At 55.8% G+C, this 19,526-nt stretch carries 19 protein-coding genes; 4 read left to right on the forward strand and 15 right to left on the reverse strand.

Annotated features, from left to right (window positions below; all coding sequences use genetic code 11):
* Positions 1 to 59: 59 nt before the first annotated feature.
* The 5 genes from potF to ACR8BN_RS12815 form a co-directional block, all read right to left on the reverse strand.
* A complete protein-coding gene (gene potF, locus ACR8BN_RS12795) occupies positions 60 to 1,169 on the reverse strand; it encodes a spermidine/putrescine ABC transporter substrate-binding protein PotF (protein ID WP_010254418.1) in 1,110 nt (369 codons plus the stop codon).
* Between the two features lie 387 nt (positions 1,170 to 1,556).
* Positions 1,557 to 2,036 carry a YbjN domain-containing protein gene (locus ACR8BN_RS12800; protein WP_022625960.1) on the reverse strand — a complete coding sequence of 160 codons (480 nt, stop codon included), beginning with the start codon at positions 2,034 to 2,036 and terminating at the stop codon, positions 1,557 to 1,559.
* Positions 2,037 to 2,123: 87 nt separating this feature from the next.
* Positions 2,124 to 3,026 carry a 30S ribosomal protein S6--L-glutamate ligase gene (rimK, locus tag ACR8BN_RS12805; protein ID WP_115758266.1) on the reverse strand — a complete coding sequence of 301 codons (903 nt, stop codon included), beginning with the start codon at positions 3,024 to 3,026 and terminating at the stop codon, positions 2,124 to 2,126.
* Positions 3,027 to 3,046: 20 nt separating this feature from the next.
* Positions 3,047 to 3,769 (reverse strand): oxygen-insensitive NADPH nitroreductase, encoded by a 723-nt coding sequence (gene nfsA, locus ACR8BN_RS12810; RefSeq protein WP_010669740.1) that lies wholly within the window; start codon positions 3,767 to 3,769, stop codon positions 3,047 to 3,049.
* A 16-nt stretch (positions 3,770 to 3,785) separates the two neighbouring features.
* On the reverse strand, positions 3,786 to 4,037 hold the full coding sequence (locus ACR8BN_RS12815) for a DUF1418 family protein (protein ID WP_031593165.1): 252 nt from the start codon (positions 4,035 to 4,037) through the stop codon (positions 3,786 to 3,788).
* A gap of 254 nt (positions 4,038 to 4,291) precedes the next feature.
* On the opposite strand from ACR8BN_RS12815, the gene ACR8BN_RS12820 reads away from it, so the two are divergent.
* On the forward strand, positions 4,292 to 4,555 hold the full coding sequence (locus ACR8BN_RS12820; RefSeq protein ID WP_010254413.1) for a GrxA family glutaredoxin: 264 nt from the start codon (positions 4,292 to 4,294) through the stop codon (positions 4,553 to 4,555).
* Between the two features lie 87 nt (positions 4,556 to 4,642).
* Here ACR8BN_RS12820 and ybjM read toward each other — a convergent pair whose 3' ends face one another.
* Positions 4,643 to 5,008 carry an inner membrane protein YbjM gene (ybjM, locus tag ACR8BN_RS12825; RefSeq protein WP_064704716.1) on the reverse strand — a complete coding sequence of 122 codons (366 nt, stop codon included), beginning with the start codon at positions 5,006 to 5,008 and terminating at the stop codon, positions 4,643 to 4,645.
* 258 nt (positions 5,009 to 5,266) lie between these two features.
* Between ybjM and ACR8BN_RS12830 the strand changes: the two genes are divergently transcribed.
* Positions 5,267 to 6,955 carry an aspartate:alanine antiporter gene (locus ACR8BN_RS12830; protein WP_031593167.1) on the forward strand — a complete coding sequence of 563 codons (1,689 nt, stop codon included), beginning with the start codon at positions 5,267 to 5,269 and terminating at the stop codon, positions 6,953 to 6,955.
* Positions 6,956 to 7,359: 404 nt separating this feature from the next.
* Positions 7,360 to 7,965 (forward strand): undecaprenyl-diphosphate phosphatase, encoded by a 606-nt coding sequence (gene ybjG / locus ACR8BN_RS12835; protein ID WP_207091500.1) that lies wholly within the window; start codon positions 7,360 to 7,362, stop codon positions 7,963 to 7,965.
* 240 nt (positions 7,966 to 8,205) lie between these two features.
* Here ybjG and ACR8BN_RS12840 read toward each other — a convergent pair whose 3' ends face one another.
* A complete protein-coding gene (locus ACR8BN_RS12840; RefSeq protein ID WP_010254406.1) occupies positions 8,206 to 9,408 on the reverse strand; it encodes a serine hydrolase in 1,203 nt (400 codons plus the stop codon).
* Between the two features lie 272 nt (positions 9,409 to 9,680).
* Between ACR8BN_RS12840 and ACR8BN_RS12845 the strand changes: the two genes are divergently transcribed.
* The gene (locus ACR8BN_RS12845) at positions 9,681 to 10,337 is read left to right on the forward strand and encodes an HAD family hydrolase (protein WP_191914515.1); all 657 of its coding nucleotides are present in this window, start codon (positions 9,681 to 9,683) and stop codon (positions 10,335 to 10,337) included.
* 209 nt (positions 10,338 to 10,546) lie between these two features.
* On the opposite strand, the gene ACR8BN_RS12850 is transcribed toward ACR8BN_RS12845, so the two are convergent.
* The 8 genes from ACR8BN_RS12850 to ACR8BN_RS12885 all read right to left on the reverse strand — a co-directional run bounded on the left by ACR8BN_RS12850 (position 10,547) and on the right by ACR8BN_RS12885 (position 19,524).
* Positions 10,547 to 11,683, reverse strand: a complete 1,137-nt coding sequence (locus tag ACR8BN_RS12850) for a PQQ-dependent sugar dehydrogenase (RefSeq protein WP_425028598.1) — start codon at positions 11,681 to 11,683, stop codon at positions 10,547 to 10,549.
* A gap of 115 nt (positions 11,684 to 11,798) precedes the next feature.
* A complete protein-coding gene (locus tag ACR8BN_RS12855) occupies positions 11,799 to 12,458 on the reverse strand; it encodes a DUF3313 domain-containing protein (protein WP_064704714.1) in 660 nt (219 codons plus the stop codon).
* 141 nt (positions 12,459 to 12,599) lie between these two features.
* Complete coding sequence (locus ACR8BN_RS12860) at positions 12,600 to 13,235, reverse strand: carbonic anhydrase (RefSeq protein ID WP_010254395.1); 636 nt, start codon at positions 13,233 to 13,235, stop codon at positions 12,600 to 12,602.
* Positions 13,236 to 13,753: 518 nt separating this feature from the next.
* Positions 13,754 to 14,203: a DUF4385 domain-containing protein gene (locus tag ACR8BN_RS12865; RefSeq protein ID WP_031593172.1), complete on the reverse strand. Its 450-nt coding sequence runs from the start codon at positions 14,201 to 14,203 to the stop codon at positions 13,754 to 13,756.
* Positions 14,200 to 15,105, reverse strand: coding sequence for a glutathione ABC transporter permease GsiD (gsiD, locus tag ACR8BN_RS12870; RefSeq protein ID WP_031593173.1), 906 nt, complete (start codon positions 15,103 to 15,105; stop codon positions 14,200 to 14,202). Before gsiD ends, ACR8BN_RS12865 begins: the two co-directional genes overlap by 4 nt.
* The gene (gsiC, locus tag ACR8BN_RS12875) at positions 15,102 to 16,031 is read right to left on the reverse strand and encodes a glutathione ABC transporter permease GsiC (RefSeq protein ID WP_010254376.1); all 930 of its coding nucleotides are present in this window, start codon (positions 16,029 to 16,031) and stop codon (positions 15,102 to 15,104) included. The genes gsiD and gsiC overlap by 4 nt, the downstream gene beginning before the upstream one ends.
* Before the next feature lie 46 nt (positions 16,032 to 16,077).
* Positions 16,078 to 17,613 (reverse strand): glutathione ABC transporter substrate-binding protein GsiB, encoded by a 1,536-nt coding sequence (gene gsiB / locus ACR8BN_RS12880; RefSeq protein WP_434746995.1) that lies wholly within the window; start codon positions 17,611 to 17,613, stop codon positions 16,078 to 16,080.
* Positions 17,614 to 17,667: 54 nt separating this feature from the next.
* On the reverse strand, positions 17,668 to 19,524 hold the full coding sequence (locus ACR8BN_RS12885) for a dipeptide ABC transporter ATP-binding protein (RefSeq protein ID WP_031594646.1): 1,857 nt from the start codon (positions 19,522 to 19,524) through the stop codon (positions 17,668 to 17,670).
* Positions 19,525 to 19,526: the final 2 nt, after the last annotated feature.

Here is a 19,526-nt window from a genome sequence, read left to right on the forward strand (position 1 = left end):
AGAGGCCGACACCGCGCCTCTGTTGCTGATACATGACAGGTCAATCCGTTAAGGACGAATTACTTACCACTTTTTACTTTAGTCCATGCGCGCGTACGCACACGATCCAGTTTTGGATCCTGGACTTTCAGCACAAACAATTTCGACATCGCTTCAGGCGTCGGGAAGATACCCGGATTGTTGCGGACATCGGCATTGATCAGCGGCAGCGACGCTTTGTTGCCGTTGGCGTAGTTCATTTTGTTGGAGACATCGGCGATCACTTTCGGATCCATGATGTAGTTCAGCCAGGCGTAAGCGCCATCGAGGTTTTTCGCATCTTTCGGGATCGCCATCATATCGAAGAAAGCCAGTGCGCCCTCTTTCGGAACGCTGTAGCCCAGATGCACGCCATTTTTCGCAGCATCAGCACGGTTTTTCGCCTGCAGAATATCGCCCGACCAGCCAATGGCGACGCAGATATTACCGTTGGCCAGATCGTTGATGTACTGCGACGAATGGAAGTAGCGGATATTCGGACGCAGTTTCAGCAGCAGGTCAGTAGCCGCGCCGGAATACTCTTTGGCATCAGAGGTGTTAGGATCTTTGCCCAGGTAGTTAAGCACCGTGGCGAAAATCTCTTCTGGGGCATCCAGGAAGGAGACGCCGCAGCTTTTCAGCTTCTCCAGGTTTTCCGGCTTCAGCACCAGATCCCAGCTGTTGACCGGCGCATCGGCGCCCAGTGCGGCTTTAACCTTGTCGACGTTGTAGCCGATACCGGTGGTGCCCCACAGATAAGGAATGGCATATTTGTTACCCGGATCGTGCTGCGCCACTTTTTCCATCAGCGCCGGATCGAGGTTTTTGTAGTTAGGCAGTTTGCTCTTATCCAGCGGCTGGAATACCCCGGACTGCAGCTGACGCGCCAGGAAGCTGGAGGATGGCACCACCACATCATAGCCGGTGCTGCCCGCCATCAGTTTGCCTTCCAGGACTTCGTTGGAGTCAAACACATCGTAGACCACTTTGATGCCGGACTGCTTTTCAAAGTTCGGCACGGTGTCTGGCGAAATATAATCGGACCAGTTGTAGACGTGCAGCGTTTTATCTTCCGCCATGCTGCTGGCCGATGCGGCCATCAGCGCAGCAGCTACCACAGCTGACAGCCATTTCTGACGTGAGTTGAACATATTTTTCCATCCTCCTGAGCGGGTCATTACAACGCTGCAAACCAGAGATCCCTGCATTGCGTTCTGTACAAGACGTCAGTGACACAATGAATCATTATTCAGCGGGAGTTTAATAGCAAAAACCTATAACTGAGGCGCAGTTACGCGCCTGTTACAGCCCCGCAAGCATAGCCCCCCCGGTCAGGCTTCACCAGACCCCAGCGTAAAAAACGCCTGAAACCGATATTTTATGCATGTTTGAGCTATGAGGTTCGGCTTTGATGGCATAAACCACGACTAATATCTGGCGTTAAAGGGCAAAATGCAGAATAAAAAATTATCGCGGCAGTGGATGGCGGGCATAAAAAAGCCGTCTCAGGGACGGCTTAGTGTGTGACCATGTCGGGCTTAGTGCAGCACAGAATGAACGCTGGTCACCGGAACGTGCTCTTCTTCTTCGCCCACAATCAACAGATTGTTGGCAAAGGCTTCCAGGATCACCATCGAGATCTGCTCTTCACTCTGTTTCATAAAGTGCGAGAACTGACCAAAGGTTAACCCGGCGGTGGTAATCATTGACTGACAGACAATGAGTTTCGGCAGATTATCATCCTGAATGTCGATAAATGCTTTCACCGTCAGCGAACTGGCATTGATCTGCGACAAATCGCCAACCAGTGGAATCAGCGCCGTCGGCTTCACTTCAGCCAGCGCCGAAAACAGAATGACGTTGTCGACCAGATCGATTTTGGCGTCAAACACCCCATCGAAGTTTTGCATGTGCGGCAGATGAAGTGCCTGACAGGCATCGCATTCGAACCAGGTGATATTTTGCTGATCCAGCCAGCGACGCAGCAGGTCGATATCCGGAACGACAAGAGAATCCATCGTAAAATCCCAGTGGGGTGATAAACAGGCGACTTAGCTTACGGAAAAATGCGCGACGATGCCATGAAAACCGCTGAAAAGCGCGTGTCAGCCAGCGGTTTTAGGACGGAGCCCGGGGATGGCCTGCTGCTCGATACGCGCGATCATCAGGGCGGCGATGTTAAGGTCACTGCTGGTTTCAATGCCTTCAAGACCGGGCGAGGCGTTAACTTCCATCACCAGCGGGCCGCGATGGGCGCGCAGAATATCGACACCCGCCACTTCCAGCCCGAGCGTAGCCGCCGCTTTCACGGCGATCTGGCGCTCCTGTTGCGTAATGACGATCGGATAAGCTTTGCCACCGCGATGCAGATTAGAGCGGAAGTCGCCCTCTTTCGCCACCCGCTCAATCGCTGCCACCACCTGATTGCCAATCACCAGACAGCGAACATCACGACCCTGTGCTTCTTTAATAAACTCCTGCACCAGAATATGGGCATTCAGGCCGCGAAAGGCATCGATAACGCTTTCTGCCGCCTGCCGCGTTTCCGCCAGCACCACGCCAATGCCCTGGGTACCTTCCACCAGCTTGACCACCAGCGGCGCACCGCCGACCAGGGCGATCAGATCAGCGGTGTCATCGGGTGAGGAGGCAAAGCCGGTGACCGGCATGTCGATGCCTTCCCGTGCCAGCAGCTGCAGCGAGCGTAATTTGTCACGGGTGCGGGTAATGGCAGCGGACTCATTCAGCGGATAGCTGCCGCACATCTCAAACTGTCGCAGCACGGCCGTGCCATAAAAGGTAATAGGGTTGCCGATGCGCGGGATAACCGCATCAAAATGGCCCAGCGGTTCACCACAGTAGTGAACCGCCGGTGAGGCGGGATTAATATTCATATAGCAGGAGAGCGGATCGATGATCCGGACCTGGTGGCCGCGCGCGGCGGCCTCCTCACGCAGTCGCCGACTGGAGTAGAGCGTCTCATCACGCGACAGGATAGCTATCTTCATCGCTGCTCTCCCTTGCTGGTTTAACGCGTGGCCCAGCCCTGCTGATGCAGATAATCGAGCATAAACGGACGCGTCTCTTTAATGATCAGGCGCTGGATCAGCTCACTCCAGGTTTCGCTGCGCTGGTTGCTGTCGCGCTGCTGATAATAGAGCTCTGTGCGGCTATCGTATTCGGCCAGCACCGCCGGATCCAGCGGCTGATAGCGGTTCTCATGCACCAGCATCGCGTGCGGCATACGCGGTTTGACGTCCGGCTTTGACTCCGGATGACCCAGGCAAAAACCAAACAGCGGCAGGACAAATTTCGGCAGGCCCAGCAGTTCTGTCACTTCCGCGATGCTGTTACGGATTCCGCCGATAAAGACGCCGCCCAGATCCAGCGATTCCGCTGCGACCATAGCATTCTGACCCATCAGCGCGGTATCGACGCAGCCCAGCAGCAACTGCTCGGCACGACCCAGCTGCGCATCAGGGCAAATCTGCAGATGGCGATTAAAGTCAGCGCAGAAGATCCAGAACTCAGGCGCATCCGCGACCCATGTCTGCCCGCCCGTCAGCGTCACCAGCTTGTCGCGCAGCGCTTTGTCGGTGATACGGATAATGGAAGAACACTGTAAAAAACTGGATGTGGACGCCGATTGCGCCGCAGTAATAATCGCTTCACGCTGTGCTTCGCTGACCGGCTGGTCAGTAAAAGCGCGGATTGAACGATGGCTGCACAGTAAATCAATGGTCGGTGTCATAAAGTCTCCAGCAACATTATCTTTTTTTGTCAGTTTGATTGAACAGCTGTGGTGCTATCGCTTTCGCGGTGCGCCACATTAACAGCCAGGCAGCAGGTAGCATCAGAACCACGCCAGCAATGAACAGCACAGTCGCCAGCGTTTTCACGTCCGCCAGGTCTGGCAGCGGAAGCCAGTGGTTGATCAGCAGCAGCGCGGCCACGATTAACAGGCCGCCAGCCGCCTCCAGCACCACCACAAATCGGGGTAATCTGGCTACACTCTGCATGATATCCTCCTGCCTTAGCGGTTGACTGAGCGTCAATTATGGTCAACAACCCAAAAATTGCGCGGGTTACACGGGCTGCCGGCGCGAAAAGCCTCTGATTCAGAGGCTTCCTGACCGGTCAGCAATAGCGTGCGGGCATCAGACTAACAGGCAAATCCTGCTTTCCTTAAGCGATACGAGCGGGCATCATGGTTGCCATTCTCTGTTTCATTGTGTGATACACATCACATAATAGTCGCTGCAAGGAGTTCTCAATGATTGCTGTTATTTTTGGTCGTCCGGGCTGTCCCTACTGTGTGCGTGCCCATGAACTGGCCGACAAGCTGACCGCTGAGCGTGATGATTTTAGCTACCAGTATGTCGATATCAACGCAGAAGGCATTACTAAAGCCGATCTGGAAGCGAGCGCCGGTAAACCGGTCAGCACCGTGCCACAGATTTTCGTCGACGAAAAACATATTGGTGGTTACACCGAGTTTGCGGCCTGGACTAAAGAGAATCTGGGATTTGCCGCGTAAGTACAGATAGCCGGAATGAAAAAGGCGAGACAGGTTTTCCTGTCTCGCCTTTTTACTTTCTGCCTGACACTCGTCACCCGGCACAGTTTAATTGAGTGAGGCCATCACTATCTGCATCAACCGCACCAGCAAGGCACCGCAGCCTGCCCAGAACAGCGCGCTAAGGCTCCATGCGACCACAAAGAGTGCATTGCTGTGGATAAACAAGCTGCTGTTTAACAGCAGTGCTGCCAGTAACGTTCCCCACAGCCCCATCAGCAGGGTACTTTTTAACGGGCTGTCCACCTGCACCAATGCCATCACAATACCGGGCAACATAAAGAGCAGTAATTCGGGCTGACCACGAAGCGGGCCGGGACCGACCTGCCAGAAATGACAGGTAAAGACAAACACCAGACTATATAACACCACGCCGCACAGGCGGGTAGTCCAGAGATAAGAACGCTGCGGCATACCACCCCACTGATTAAAAGTAACCCCGACAATAACCTGCTGATAACCCTGATGCGTTCAGATGGAAATAAAAAGAAACAGTTCGCTGTGGCAACGAATGAAAACAGCCAATGGCTGTGAAAGATATTTGTGATTAGAATAGCGCCGCGGTAAAGGTTCCATTTGCAGTACTGATGCAACAGCACCTCAACGGCCTGCTCACGATAGCGAAAAACAGGCTACTCTTCAATAGGTTACATGTAAACAAGAAGTTAAACAGTGAATATTAACGTCGCAGGATTGTTAAGCGGAAATGACATTTTGTTATTGTTTGTCGTTTTAGCGCTCGGCCTCTGTCTGGGTAAGTTGCGTCTGGGCTCGGTTCAGCTGGGAAATTCGATTGGCGTATTAGTGGTTTCGCTCTTATTAGGCCAGCAGCACTTTACGATCAATACCGATGCATTGAGTCTGGGCTTTATGCTGTTTATTTTTTGTGTCGGCGTCGAAGCCGGTCCCAACTTTTTTTCCATTTTCTTTCGCGACGGCAAAAACTATTTCATGCTCGCCATCGTCATGGTGGTCAGCGCACTGTTGCTGGCGCTGGGACTGGGCAAACTCTTTGGCTGGGATATCGGTCTCACCGCCGGCATGCTGGCGGGGTCGATGACCTCAACGCCGGTGCTGGTCGGGGCGGGCGATACCCTGCGGCAAAGCATCAGCGATCCGAAGCAGCTTGGACTGATGCAGGATCAGCTGAGCCTCGGTTATGCCGTGACCTATCTGATAGGCCTGGTCAGTCTGATTTTCGGCGCACGTTATCTGCCCCGTCTGCAACATCAGGATCTGCCCACCTGCGCCCAGCAGATCGCCCGGGAACGCGGTCTGGATGCGGACAGCCAGCGTAAAGTCTTCCTGCCGGTGATCCGTGCCTATCGCGTCGGTCCTGAACTGGTGGCGTGGAGCGGCGGCAAAAACCTGCGTGAACTGGGCATCTATCGTCAGACCGGTTGCTACATTGAGCGCATCCGCCGCAACGGTATTCTCGCCAGTCCCGACGGTGATGCGGTGTTGCAGCTCGGTGATGATATCTCGCTGGTGGGCTATCCCGATGCTCACGCCCGGCTCGACCCCAGCTTCCGCAACGGCAAAGAGGTTTTTGACCGCGACCTGCTGGATATGCGCATCGTCACTGAAGAGATCGTGGTGAAAAACCACAATGCGGTCAATAAACGCCTCAGCAAGTTAAACCTCACCGATCACGGCTGCTTCCTGAACCGGGTGATACGCAGTCAGATAGAGATGCCGATCGACGACAGTATCATGCTGAACAAAGGTGATGTGCTGCAGGTCAGCGGCGAGGCACGACGGGTCAAAAGCGTGGCGGATCGCATTGGCTTTATCGCGATTCACAGTCAGATGACCGATCTTTTAGCCTTCTGCGCCTTCTTTATCGTGGGTCTGATGATTGGTCTGATCACCTTCCAGTTCAGCAATTTCAGTTTTGGTATTGGTAACGCCGCGGGCCTGCTGTTCGCCGGTATTATGCTCGGCTTCCTGCGCGCCAACCACCCGACCTTTGGTTATATTCCGCAGGGCGCGCTCACCATGGTGAAAGAGTTCGGTCTGATGGTGTTTATGGCGGGTGTAGGATTGAGTGCCGGTAGCGGCATTAATCACGGCCTGAGCAGCGACGGTGCGATGATGCTGCTGTGCGGCCTGCTGGTCAGCCTGATCCCGGTGATCATCTGCTATCTGTTTGGTGCTTATGTGTTGCGGATGAACCGCGCCCTGCTGTTTGGCGCCATCATGGGCGCCCGTACCTGCGCACCGGCCATGGAGATCATCAGTGATACGGCACGCAGCAATATTCCGGCGCTGGGCTATGCCGGGACCTATGCCATCGCCAACGTGTTGCTCACGCTGGCGGGAACGCTGATTGTGATTATCTGGCCGATATTGCCCCTATAAAATTTTTTTGCTTGCGTCCAGAACTTTATTGTTAAGGGATAGTCATAATAAGTGCCACTGCTTTTCTTTGAAATCCCCAAATTGTGGAGCCCGCTGGTCTTTTTCCCGGCGGGTTTTTTTATGCCCTTTTTTCGTCCCTGCCCGTCATTCCCCGCCTGATTCGCAACTGCAAGTGTCATAAAACTTAAACCGTTACACAACTCACCGGCAGATTAAGAGCCTTTCTATAGACGAACAAAACGGTAAAAAGCAGGATAGTCCGCTGTTTAGTTAGCAATTTGTGCTGACTGATTGGGTGAGCGAGCTGTCGCTGACCGTTTTTTTTGCCGCTGTTATCGGGCCGGGCTGGCGGGATGCTGCCAGCTGCCGTTAACCGGACTGTCTGCTGAGGAATTTATCCCGAAATGGAAGAGCTGAACCATTCACTGTTTACTGCCATTAATGCCACACCGGCTTCACCCGCCTGGTTACTGCAGCTGGCGACGTTTTTTGCCAAAGATCTGATCGCCATCGTGCCGCTGTTAATTGTGGCGATGTGGCTCTGGGGACCGCGCGATAAGGTGTCTTCGCAGCGGGTACTGGTACTGAAAACCGGTATGGCGCTGATCTATGCGCTGGCGATCTCCTGGTCTGTGGGCCAGCTTTTACCGCATCCCCGCCCTTTCGCTATCGGTTTTGGTTACCAGTTCCTGCATCACGCTGCCGATGACTCCTATCCCAGCGATCACGGCACCACGATATTCACCTTTGCGCTGGCTTTTATCTTCTGGCATCGCCTCTGGTCAGGTGTGGTTCTGATGGTGGCCGGTTGCGCTATTGCCTGGTCGCGGGTCTACCTTGGCGTTCACTGGCCAATGGATATGCTGGGCGGGTTCCTGGTGGGGCTGCTGAGCTGTCTGGCTTCGCATCTGGCGTGGCAGTTCTATGGCGAGCGGATGCTGGCGGTGATCAATCCACTCTATCGGTCGCTATTTGCCGTGCCGATTCGCAAAGGCTGGACGCAGGATTAAAATAAGTGGCTGCTCATATGCCTGAATCAGGATCTCACAGCAACGGATAAAATTAACGCGAAGGGAATACGGGCAGAAGAGGAAAGCGTCCCGCGCCAGGGATGGCGCGGGCCGAGCATGTCAGGGATGACGGCTTTTGCGTCTTTCCGATCTGACCGTGTTCCCTGAGCTGGCACGATATCACCGCTATTTGAGAAGCATGAATCATCAACCCAGGAACACATCAGCGTCCCTGCTTACTTATGAAAACCACTTTCCGAACCAGCCATTAAATTTCATCATCACGAAATCAATCATCCGGCTGAAGAACCCGCCTTCCGGCACATCCTGCATCACCACCAGCGGCCGCTGCTCAATGGTTTTCCCGTCCAGCTGGAAATCGATGGTGCCGACCACCTGATTCTTCTTCAGCGGAGCTTCCAGCTGCGGCGTAGTGAGTCTGAAACTCGCCTTCAGATTCTTCATCTGCCCTTTAGGGATGGTCAGCGCAGCATCTTTCGCCACGCCCAGATTGACCTGGCTGCGATCACCGAACCAGACCCGCTGCTGCGCAAACGGCGCATCCGCTTTAATCGGTGTGACCGTTTCAAAGAAACGGAAGCCCCATGTCAGCAGCTTTTCGCTTTCGCGGAAACGAATCGCATCGCTGGCGGTGCCCAGCACCACCGAGATCAGACGCATATCGCCTTCGGTTGCTGAAGCGACCAGATTATTTCCCGCGCCCGAGGTGTGCCCGGTTTTGACGCCATCAACCTTGAGGTTGGTGCTCCACAACAGGCGGTTGCGGTTGATCTGGCGAATATTATTGAAGGTAAACTCTTTCTCTTTATTCAGCGCGTACTCTTCAGGCACATCGCGGATCAGCGCCTGAGCAATCAGCGCCATGTCACGCGCGGTACTGTACTGCCCTTCTGCATCCAGACCGTGCACCGTCATAAAGTGGGTATTCTGCAGTCCCAGCGCCTTCACATAGTTGTTCATCAGGCCGATAAACGAATCCTGACTGCCCGCGACATAATCCGCCAGCGCAATGCAGGCGTCATTGCCGGACTGGATCACGATTCCCTTATTCAGCTCATGCACCGGAATACGATCGCCCGGCTTGAGGAACATCAGCGACGAGCCGCGCAGCTTAGGGTTGCCGGTGGCCCAGGCATCCTGTCCGACGGTAACCAGGTCATCCGGCTTAATTTTGCCCGCTTTAATCGCCTGACCCACAACATAGCTGGTCATCATTTTAGTCAGACTGGCGGGGTCGAGGCGCTGATCGGCACTCGATTCGGTTAACACCTTACCGCTGGCGTAGTCGATCAGAATCCACGCTTTAGCATCAATGCCTGGCGCGGCGGGAGCCTGCTCAGCAAAAACGCTGACGGGGGCAAGAATCAGTAATGAAGTGGCAGCAAGGTGCCGCAGGCGAGATGTGAAGCGAGTGTTTGTCATGGGCTTGGCCGGATTGTCCTTGTTAAATCGAAATTCCAGGGGCAGAAAATTCTCACTCAAACGCTAACCCTTGACGGCAGCGAAAAAAACCGTCGAATCGTAAAGTTTTTTAGAGTTTAGTAGAGTAACCCTGGCATAAGTGCCGCGCGCGTGCCGCTTTTCCCCGATTCTGTCGCTATCAAAACTGCGTGAAATTCCGATTTTTCGCAGAAGAGTTAAGCCCGTCACAAATATCAGTTAACCTGAACGCCAGTCAGCCGAGGAGACCGACCATGGACTTAGCCCTTTTTGATCTGGATGAAACACTCATTTGTGAAGACAGCACCAGCCTGTGGCTGCGCTGGCTGGTATCACAGGGATTCGCCCCCAGTGAACTGATTGATCAGGAACAGGCATTAATGAGCCAGTACTATGCCGGTACGCTGTCGATTGAAGAGTATATGAATAAAACACTCTCCCCTCTGGCGGGCATGGCCACGCTTACCGTTGAAGGCTGGGTGCGGCGCTTCATTCACCGCGACATTATGCCACGCGTTTATCCTGCGGCCCGCGAGCGGATTGAGTGGCACCGGTCGCGTGGCGACAAGGTCATGATCATCTCCGCCAGCGGCGAGCATCTGGTGGTGCCGATTGCAGAAAAGCTGGGTGCCTGCGGCGCGCTGGCGATTGGCGTTGAAATCGTGGACGAGCGCTACAGCGGCAACACTTACGGCACCATGACCTATAAAGAGGGCAAAGTCACGCGACTGGGTGACTGGAAAGCGCTGCAGCAGGACGAGGCCTTTGACCGCACCTGGGCCTACAGCGATTCGATGAACGACCTGCCGCTACTGGAACAGGCCGATCATGCCCATGTCATCAACCCTGACGAACGGCTGCACCAGGAAGCGTTAAACCGCGGCTGGCAGGTTTATCACTGGGCGCGCTGACTCAAGCGCCTGGTCCATCAGGCGTAACTGTTGCTGGCAGCCTGGACACGGACAGCGCGGAACAATCCGTAGTACATGTAGTCCGTGAGGATGACTCGCTGCGCTCGCTCCTTCAGGGCCGCCCTGACGGGCGTTCAGGTTGCTAAAGCAGCCTGTGTGAGCACTGCCCAGGCCCAGACTGAACAATAAAATAGCCTGGGGACAGGCTCTTAGCCGCGGGACGCGCCAGCGTCCTGCGCTAATCCCACTTTCAGCAGCTTGCCATTGGCCTCATCGGTCAGCACATAGAGCCAGCCATCCGGCCCCTGCCGCACATCGCGAATCCGCGCCTTCTGATCGCCCAGCAGTCGTTGCTCTTCCACCACTTTCTCGCCGTTGATACTCAGACGAATCAGGTTTTTCTCTTTCAGAGCGCCGATAAACAGCGAGTTTTTCCACTGCGGAAAACGGGCGCTATTGTAGAACGCCATGCCGCTGATGGCCGGAGAATCCTTCCAGTGATAAAGCGGCGGTTCGGTACCCGCAACCTGTGTGCCTTGTGACTCCGGCACTTTGTCACCGCTATAGTCAATGCCGTAGGTTGCCAGCGGCCAGCCGTAATTCCTGCCCCGCTCCATGATATTTACTTCATCGCCGCCGCGCGGGCCATGCTCATTTTCCCATATCTTGCCGGTCCAGGGGTTAAGCGCCAGCCCCTGCGGATTACGCAAACCATAAGCCCAGATCTCTGGCCGTGCGCCGCGCTGTTTCGCAAACGGGTTATCGTCCGGCACGCTGCCATCAGCGTTGAGCCGCAGCAGTTTGCCCTGCAGCTTATCGAGATCCTGCGCAGCGCTGCTGGCAAAGTTATCGCCGAAGGCGATCCAGAGATAGCCCTGGGTATCAAACGCCAGCCGGGTACCGATGTTGTTGCCGCTGGAGAGCATCGGCGTCTGCCGAATCACCTCGCGGAAATCGCTGAGTTGCCGGTTATCCTTGCTGAGCGTGCCCACGCCTACCACCGCGCCCGCTTTGCCACTGCTGTTCGCTTCGGTATAGCTAAGCCAGACGCGACGACTGGTGGCAAAATCGGGTGCCAGCACCACATCCAGCAGGCCACTCTGCCGTTCTGCCCAGACCTTTGGCACCCCCTGGATCGGCTGCGAAAGACCCTTCTCCGGGCTCCAGCTGCGTAGTTGTCCGCTACGTTCGGTAATCAGCAGCGTTTTGTTGTCGGGCAGGAAGGCGACGGACCATGGATGTTGTAACTTATCCTGTAATACCTCGACCTTTACGTCGGCGGCAAACAGGGGGGCGGTGCAGAACAGTGCGCCACTTAGCAACAAGGCAGTTGAGAAACGGGCCATAACGATCTCCTGACGGGATAGAATGCCCTTAAGCGTAGTCAGCCCCTCTGCAATGATGTTGAGGATTTACAAAAGATTAATCAGGGCGACAGCGCTCTGCTGTCGCCCGTCAGAGTCAGGGCGCGTTAAAACTTACCGTGTCACGCACCATCGTATCGATACCAGGCTTCAGCTCGTCAAAGGTGATCGGCGTATTGCTGTTACTGACCGTTTTGCCAAAGGCTTTGCGAACCACCCGGATCAGCGGTTTGCCCGTCACCGCATCGCTGGCTTCTATCTCCAGAAACAGTTCGCTGTTCTGAGTACGATGCCCTGACGCCGCCATGGTGCTGGCCACGACCGCGGCAACCGGTACCACTTCATAAAACTGCACGCCCTGATTTTCTGCTGACACGGCGGTAATGGCGGCCCTTACCTTCAGGGTATGCGGCGTAGCCTGATTCACCAGCGGCAGACGGGTGGCTATCGCGCCTTTTAGCTGGATGTCGGTGTAACTGAGCACCTGATCCAGCGTTTGCTGAGTGATGCGTGGCGTGGGGTGCGCCGCCGGGTAGTAGATCAGCGATGTATAAAGCACATCTTTATAATGGCTGCTTTGATAGTCGGGTGATATCCAGCGCAGAGTCGGTTCACCACTGGCCGACGACGTCGGTTGCAACTGGCTGTAATCGCTTAAAAAACCTGAATATTGCTGCTTATCAGCAACATGAGATGTACAACCACTAAGCAGCACGGCAGAGACCGCCAGAAGAGCAGCAACGGAAGTTTTACGCATCATCAACTCGCTTGTATCAGGAAGGTTTAAGCAAGCATAGATAAGCCAGAGGGGAAATGCAGAATAACAGAGGCGGTTTAACGCTGTTATGCAGAATAAATAGCAGGAAAACCCGCTGCAGAGCACAGCGGGCGAAAAAGATTACTCAAAGCAGGTATCAGGATTCTCAGACAGGGTGATGAACTGTTTGCCACCCTGGGTCAGCGCCATAATGGTGCCGCTTTCGATATCGTAAACCCAGCCGTGCAGACGCAGCTTACCGTTACGCAGCGCGACGGACACGGAAGGATGGGTTTTCATATTGTTCAGCTGGGCGATAACGTTCTCTTTGACCATCTCGTTCAGCTTCTTCTCTGGCGAGTCATACTCACGCTGCTCAACCACCGCTTTTGCCGCATCGGCATAGCGCAGCCAGTGCTCAACCGCAGGCATGGTATCCATGCAGGCGCAGGAGGCGATGGCGTTCATGGCACCACAGTTAGAGTGACCACAGATGATGATGTCGGAGACGCCCAGCGCGACTACCGCATATTCAATAGTGGCGGAGACACCGCCTGGCTCCGGGCCGAATGAGGGAACGATGTTGCCCGCATTGCGGATAACGAACAGCTCTCCTGGCTCCTGCTGCGTCACCAGTTCAGGCACCAGACGGCTATCTGAACAGGAGATGAACAGCGCTTTCGGATTTTGATTTGATGCCAGGCTTTTGAAAAGATCCTTCCTTTCAGGAAACACATTCTGCTGGAAATTCAGAAATCCGTTGATGATCTCTTTCATTATTTAGCTCTCACATTATCCATTTCATTACCTGAGGGGCATAGCCCCCTCAGTGGGGTTTGCCCGTTTATTATTAATGAAAACAAGTGAATATCAACCCGCCTTTTACCGGATGCTCTAAACCGCGGCCACTGTCAGCGTTTCGCTTGTTCACCAGTCAGAGGCTCCGCAGCCAATTTCTTTTTATAGCACGGGAAGTTATTGGAAAAAGCACGGTTTGAACCGCCCCTTTTTTTGCCTGTGCCGTGGATCGGCTTTTACGCGTTTTTTCACTACTTTACGCCCCCGGGGCTCGCCAGCAGAAAAGGTTTCTCTTCTGCTGCTGTCTGACCTTATCTGGCAAGCGTGGCGGGCGATGACGTTTGAGGGCGTGGCGAAACGGCTGCGCATCTGGCAGCACGGGCGCTGCGCCAGAGCCGTTGCAGGCAAGCAATGAGGGATAAGATTGAGCAGGACGGGTTCATTAAAACAACCCCGGCAGCAGGGGGTAGCGACTGCCGGGAGAGCAGCGTTAACGCTTAACCATACTGCTGCTGATGCGCTTTTTTACGTCGCAGATAGTCCTCATCTGCACGAAGTTTGTCCCAGTAGCCTTTGAAAACAGCCGCCGCCGCGGCTTTTTCCTCGTTGACGCCGCGCGGCAGCTCCTTGCCATCCGCGTCATATTTGCGTCCGCCCTTATGGTTGCTGTAACGGCGCGCGCGGGTATACCCCATCTGAATAAATTTGCGCGCCATATCCATGCCGACAAAATCGTCTTTGCGCCGGTAATCCTCAAACAGCGCCATGATTTTCTCAGCCGACTCTTCAGCAATGGGAACGGTACGAAAACGCCAGTGTGGCAGTATTTCGCCTTTATAAGGCTCGACCATCAGCACGCCCTGCTCACCACGCCCGACCTGATAAAGCTCGGGGTGCTGGCGGAAGTCGATAGTGCTGAAGTCCTGATCATAATCGAAAGGTTTCATCTCTTTAGTTTAGGATCAAGTGCGTCGCGCAGCCCGTCTCCGAGTAAATTAAATGCCAGAACGGTGAGGAAGATGGCCAGGCTGGGGAAAATCGCCACGTGAGGCGCGATAACCATGTCGGCCCGCGCCTCATTCAGCATTGCACCCCACTCCGGCGTAGGCGGTTGCGCCCCCAGCCCCAGAAACGACAGGCTGGCCGCGGTAATGATTGAGGTACCGACCCGCATAGTGAAATAGACCACAATCGGCGATACCGTGCCGGGCAGGATATGCCGCATCAGGATAGTCCAGTCAGAAGCGCCGATGCTGCGTGCCGACTCAATATAGGTCTGATGCTTCAGCACCAGCGTATTGCCGCGAACCAGCCGGGCAAACGCCGGGATACTGAAGATAGCGACCGCCACAATCACATTACTCATGCCGCTGCCCATAATCGCCACCACCGCAATCGCCAGCAGAATGCCGGGAAAGGCAAACAGCACATCGCAGATACGCATGGTGATGCGGTCCCACCAGCCTTCGTAATAGCCGGCTAACAGACCAAAGAATGTGCCGATCAGTGCGCCGATCACCACCGAGAAGAAACCGGCAATCAGGGAAATACGCGTGCCGACCAGCACCCGACTGAAAATGTCGCGCCCCAGCGAATCGACGCCAAACAGATGCATCAGCGAGGGGCCTTCGTTGAGCCGGTCATAATCGAAGTAGTTCTCTGCGTCGAACGGCGCAATCCACGGGGCGATAACCGCCAGCACAATCAGTACCAGCACAAACAGCCCGGCCAGCAGCGCCACCGGCTGTCCTCTGAAACGCCGCCAGAATTCACGCCACGGCGTTCGCACCCGATTCTCCGCAATCAGCGGCATCGTTTTCAGTGCCGCTTCGCGTCGCCAGTTTTTCATCGCGACTCCTTAAAGCGAATAGCGGGATTAATCACCGCATAGAGCATGTCGACAAACAGGTTGATCAGAATAAACTCCAGTGAAAACAGCAAAACTTCCGCCTGAATAACCGGGTAGTCGCGCATCGCCACGGAATCGACCAGCAGTCGCCCCAGGCCCGGCCAGTTAAACACCACCTCGACCACGATCGATCCGCCCAGCAGGAAACCAAACTGCAGCCCCATCATCGTCACCACCGGGATCATGGCGTTGCGCAGGCCATGCTTCACCACCACCAGCGACTCGCGCACCCCTTTGGCCCGGGCGGTCCGCATATAATCTTCCTGCATCACCTCCACGAATGAGGCGCGGGTAAAGCGCGCCATCACCGCCGCTACCGCCGCGCCCAGGGTGATGGAGGGCAGAATGTAATGTTTCCAGCTCTCTGCACCGACGGTTGGCAGCCATCCCAGCTCCACCGAGAAGACCTGCATCAGCAGCATGCCCAGCGCAAAGGCGGGAAACGAAATGCCCGACACCGCCAGGGTCATCCCCAGTCGATCGGGCCAGCGATTGCGCCAGACAGCGGAAACGATGCCGATTGCCATGCCAAAAATCACTGCCCAGATCATGCTGACCAGCGTCAGCCACAAAGTTGGCATAAAGCGTGAGGCGATCTCCTCCGCGACCGGCCGCTTCGAGACCATCGACTGGCCGAAATCGCCCTGCAGTGCATTCAGCATAAAGTGCCAGAACTGCTGCGGCAGCGGCAGGTCGAGTCCCAGCTCCTGACGCACCAGCGCCACCACCGAGGCATCGGCTTCCGGCCCGGCGATCAGACGCGCCGGGTCGCCCGGCAGCAGGTGAACAAACAGGAACACCAGCACCGCCACAATCAGCAGCGTGGGGATCAGCCCAAAGAGTCGTTTGAGAAAATAGTTAAACATGCAACATCCTGCAGCTGCGGCCAGCCTCACGGGCTGGCCGGCTCCGTTACTTCAGAGTTGCCTCATCGAAATTGAATGAGGTATCGGGCATCACATAAAAACCGCTGAGGTTTTTGCTGTTGGCAGAAACCAGCTGCTCAACCACCAGTGGGATCCACGGGTGATCCTGCCAGATGGTATCCTGCGCATCTTTATAGAGACGCGCTTTCTCAGCACGGTCGGTGGTTTTCAGCGCATCTGCCAGATCTTTATCGACCTTAGGATTGCTGTAAAACGCGGTATTGAAGATCGCCGGTGGCCAGGCCGTAGTAGCAAACAGTGGCGTCAGTGCCCAGTCCGCTTCGCCGGTTGAGGCAGACCAGCCGGTGTAGAACATGCGCACGCCGCTCTCTTTCTGGCCTTTGCCTTCTACTTCGGCGGCACGCTGACCCGCATCCATCGCCGTAACTTTAACTTTCACGCCAACCTGCGCCAGCTGCTGCTGGGTGAACTGCAACACTTTCTGCGCGGTGCTGTGGTTGTGTGACGACCAGAGCGTGGTTTCAAACCCGTTCGGGTAACCCGCCTCTTTCAGCAGGGCTTTTGCTTTGGCCGGATCGTAGCTGATGGCCGGATAGGTCTGAGCGAAGTCGATGGTGGGCGGCACGATGCCGGTAGCAGGCGTGGCGTAACCGGAGAACGCCACTTTCGCCAGCGCCTGACGGTTGATGGCATACTCCAGCGCTTCACGTACCTTCGGATTGTCGAACGGCTTCTGAGTGACGTTAAGGCTGATGTAACGCTGCATAATCGATGGCGTGGTTACCACTGCAAGCTTGCTGTTCTTCTCCAGCAGTTTTGCCTGCTCATAGGGCACCGGGAAAGCAAAGTTCGCTTCGCCGGTCTGCAGCATCGCCGCGCGGGTGTTGTTGTCCACCACTGGTCGCCAGGTAATGCTGTCCAGCTTCGGATAGCCCGGCTTCCAGTAGCCGTCCCACTTCTTCACCTTCACAAAATCGGTCTGGTTCCAGGTTTCAAACACAAACGGGCCGGTTCCTACCGGATGGAAACCGATCTCTTTGCCATATTTTTTCAGCGCGGTGGGCGAAATCATCGCCGCCGCCGGATGGGCCAGAATGTTGATAAAGGCGGAGAACGGCTCTTTCAGCGTTACTTTTACCGTAGTCGGATCCACCACTTCGGTGCTGGCGATATGTTTAAACAGGTTGTAGCGCTTGAGATGGTTATCCGGGTTGCTGGCACGATCGAGGTTGACCTTTACCGCTTCCGCATTGAAGTCAGTGCCATCCTGGAATTTAACCCCGGAACGCAGCTTGATGGTGTAGGTCAGGCCGTCGGCGCTGGCCTGATAGCTCTCAGCCAGCACGTTGGTGAGCTTCATCTCTTTATTAAAGCCAAACAGGCCCTGATAGAAGGATTTCGCGACCGCCTGCGACAGCGTGTCGTTGGCGTCATAGGGATCGAGAGTGGTGAAGTTGGACGCGACGGCAATCACCGCATCCTGTGCTGCCCAGGCGGGCAATGCCATTGCGCTGCTTAACACGCCAGCCGCCAGTAACCCTTTACGCATCGTAATCTGCATCTTGTTCTCCTGTAATCCCTGTCGGGTTGGTCGCCGGGGCGACATCGTCACTGTTCAGGTCGCACTGATAACGTGGCGGGCGACGAAATGGCCCGGAGCCACCTCCATCAGCGGCGCCACTTCAGGTTCATCCCCTAACGCATGAATCGGGCTGGGGATCTCATCGACCAGTAAGGCTCGTTCGCGACGCCGGTGAGCCGGATCGGCTACCGGCACCGCTGCCATGAGTTTTCGGGTGTAAGGGTGCTGAGGCTGCTCAAACACCGCCTGACGCGGCCCCATCTCGACAATCTGACCGAGATACATCACCGCCACGCGGTGGCTGATACGCTCCACCACCGCCATATCGTGAGAAATAAACAGGAAGGCGATGCCAAACTCGCGCTGCAGGTCGAGCATCAGATTAATTATCTGCGCCTGAATTGACACATCCAGCGCCGAAACGGACTCATCGGCGATCACCACTTTGGGATTCAGCGCCAGCGCGCGAGCTATACAGATGCGCTGACGCTGGCCGCCGGAAAATTCATGGGGATAGCGCTGAGCATGTTCCGGCAGCAGACCCACTTTATCCAGCAGCCAGGCAACTCGCTGCTCCGCCTCGCGCCGCGGCATCGCCTTGTGGACCAGCAGCGGCTCCATAATGGAGAAGCCAACCGTCAGCCGGGGATCGAGCGAGGCGTAGGGATCCTGGAAGATAAACTGAATGTCGCGTCGCAGATGGGCCAGCGCGGCACCCGACAAATGGTCTATCCGCTGCCCGTCAAACGTCAGGGTGCCACCCTGACTGGCAACCAGCTTCAGCAGCGATCGTCCGGTGGTCGATTTACCACAGCCAGACTCCCCCACCAGCGCCAGTGTCTCACCGGCATAGAGATCAAAACTGACTTTTTCGACGGCATGCACCCGGCTTTTGACGCGGTTCAGCAGGCCGCCGCGAATATCAAAGCGGGTGACCAGATCGCGCACCTGCAAAATGGGTGGCTGCAGGCGGCGAACCGTATCCTGCGGTACGTCATCAACAGCATCGCTGTGCAGCAACGGAAATTTGGCTGGCAGGGGCTGGCCCTGCATCGAACCGAGCTTTGGCACCGCCGCCAGCAGCGCCTGGGTATAGGGCTGCTGCGGGGCGCTGAACAGCCTGGCTACCGGGGCATTTTCTACTACTTCGCCGCGATACATCACCTGAACCCGATCGGCCATTTCGGCGACCACGCCCATATCGTGAGTGATAAAAATCACGCCCATCTGCATCTCTTTTTGCAGCACGCGGATAAGCTGCAGAATCTGCGCCTGAATAGTGACGTCGAGCGCGGTGGTCGGCTCATCGGCAATCAGCAGGGCCGGTTTGCAGCAGAGCGCCATGGCGATCATCACGCGCTGACGCATCCCGCCCGAAAGCTGATGCGGAAAGCGGGATAACACCTTTTGCGCATCGGGAATTCGTACCAGATCCAGCATCCGGCGCGCTTCGGCCAGCGCGCCAGCGTGGCTCAGTCCCTGATGCAAACGGATGGATTCCGCGATCTGCTCGCCCACGGAGAAGACCGGATTCAGCGAGGTCATCGGCTCCTGAAAGATCATCGCCATATCCGCACCGCGCACCCGCCGCATCTGACCTTTTGAGGCGCGCATCAGATCCAGCACGTCGCCGTTGCGACGCCGCAACAGCACCTCGCCGCTGACCCTCCCGCCAGCCTGCTCAATCAGCCGCATCAGCGCCAGCGAGGTCACTGATTTCCCTGAGCCTGACTCCCCCACCAGCGCCAGCGTTTCGCCGCGAAACAGATCGAGTGATAAATGACGCACCGCGTCAGTGACGGTGGTTTCGTGCTGAAAACGCACATTGAGATCGCGCACCGCCAGGACCTGCTCAGGGGCCAGCGGCGGTAACGTTTGCCTGTCGCTCATCT

The sequence above is a fragment of the Pantoea sp. Lu_F5_004 genome (genome assembly GCF_051136245.1).
Taxonomy (GTDB): domain Bacteria; phylum Pseudomonadota; class Gammaproteobacteria; order Enterobacterales; family Enterobacteriaceae; genus Pantoea; species Pantoea agglomerans.

Coding starts and splice junctions, on each gene's coding strand:
- ybjM (WP_064704716.1), bottom strand. CDS start 5,008: ATGCCGCAGCGTTCTTATCTCTGGACTACCCGCCTGTGCGGCGTGGTG.
- rimK (WP_115758266.1), bottom strand. CDS start 3,026: ATGAAGATAGCTATCCTGTCGCGTGATGAGACGCTCTACTCCAGTCGG.
- ACR8BN_RS12815 (WP_031593165.1), bottom strand. CDS start 4,037: ATGCAGAGTGTAGCCAGATTACCCCGATTTGTGGTGGTGCTGGAGGCG.
- ACR8BN_RS12845 (WP_191914515.1), top strand. CDS start 9,681: ATGGACTTAGCCCTTTTTGATCTGGATGAAACACTCATTTGTGAAGAC.
- ACR8BN_RS12855 (WP_064704714.1), bottom strand. CDS start 12,458: ATGCGTAAAACTTCCGTTGCTGCTCTTCTGGCGGTCTCTGCCGTGCTG.
- ybjG (WP_207091500.1), top strand. CDS start 7,360: ATGGAAGAGCTGAACCATTCACTGTTTACTGCCATTAATGCCACACCG.
- ACR8BN_RS12865 (WP_031593172.1), bottom strand. CDS start 14,203: ATGAAACCTTTCGATTATGATCAGGACTTCAGCACTATCGACTTCCGC.
- ACR8BN_RS12850 (WP_425028598.1), bottom strand. CDS start 11,683: ATGGCCCGTTTCTCAACTGCCTTGTTGCTAAGTGGCGCACTGTTCTGC.
- ACR8BN_RS12840 (WP_010254406.1), bottom strand. CDS start 9,408: ATGACAAACACTCGCTTCACATCTCGCCTGCGGCACCTTGCTGCCACT.
- gsiD (WP_031593173.1), bottom strand. CDS start 15,105: ATGAAAAACTGGCGACGCGAAGCGGCACTGAAAACGATGCCGCTGATT.
- gsiC (WP_010254376.1), bottom strand. CDS start 16,031: ATGTTTAACTATTTTCTCAAACGACTCTTTGGGCTGATCCCCACGCTG.
- ACR8BN_RS12885 (WP_031594646.1), bottom strand. CDS start 19,524: ATGAGCGACAGGCAAACGTTACCGCCGCTGGCCCCTGAGCAGGTCCTG.
- ACR8BN_RS12860 (WP_010254395.1), bottom strand. CDS start 13,235: ATGAAAGAGATCATCAACGGATTTCTGAATTTCCAGCAGAATGTGTTT.
- ACR8BN_RS12800 (WP_022625960.1), bottom strand. CDS start 2,036: ATGGATTCTCTTGTCGTTCCGGATATCGACCTGCTGCGTCGCTGGCTG.
- ACR8BN_RS12820 (WP_010254413.1), top strand. CDS start 4,292: ATGATTGCTGTTATTTTTGGTCGTCCGGGCTGTCCCTACTGTGTGCGT.
- potF (WP_010254418.1), bottom strand. CDS start 1,169: ATGTTCAACTCACGTCAGAAATGGCTGTCAGCTGTGGTAGCTGCTGCG.
- nfsA (WP_010669740.1), bottom strand. CDS start 3,769: ATGACACCGACCATTGATTTACTGTGCAGCCATCGTTCAATCCGCGCT.
- gsiB (WP_434746995.1), bottom strand. CDS start 17,613: ATGCAGATTACGATGCGTAAAGGGTTACTGGCGGCTGGCGTGTTAAGC.